Origin of the sequence: Candidatus Clostridium eludens, from assembly GCF_045310515.1 — a bacterium.
Taxonomy (GTDB): domain Bacteria; phylum Bacillota; class Clostridia; order Clostridiales; family Clostridiaceae; genus Clostridium_B; species Clostridium_B eludens.
In genome coordinates this window covers 1-472 of record NZ_JBJHZX010000164.1, presented here as the reverse complement: position 1 = coordinate 472, position 472 = coordinate 1, and the positions used below count along the sequence as shown (strand labels likewise).

Genomic DNA, 472 nt, shown 5'->3' with positions numbered 1-472 from the left:
CGGAAGCAATATACCTAATCAAAAGTAGACAGGCAAAAAAGTTAAATTCTATATGGCTGGAGGTTACCGGATGTTCGGGGAATATTATTTCTTTTTTAAATAGTGTAAATCCAGGACTCAATTATATTCTAAATGAATTAGTTAACTTAACATACAACAACACACTGATGACATCAGAGGGAGAATTTGCTTTTGAGGCTTTATTAGATACTTTGAATACTGAATTTATATTGTTAATAGACGGAGCAGTGTCTACTAAAGAAAATGGCATGTATAATATAATAGCTCATTACAAGGGAAAGCCTGTCACAGCCTTAGAAGCAGTAAAGATGGCAGGTGAAAAAGCTAAATATGTTTTAGCAGTAGGAACTTGTGCATCTTATGGTGGCATTTCTGCTGCAAAGCCTAATCCATCTTTGAGTAAAAGTGTATCTAATATATTGAGTCGTGAAGTTATAAAATTACCTGGTTG

At 33.9% G+C, this 472-nt stretch carries 1 protein-coding gene; it reads left to right on the top strand.

Annotated features, from left to right (window positions below; all coding sequences use genetic code 11):
- Positions 1-472, top strand: a 472-nt coding sequence (locus ACJDU8_RS25680; protein WP_479723081.1) for an NADH-quinone oxidoreductase subunit B family protein, incomplete at both ends; no start/stop codon positions are given.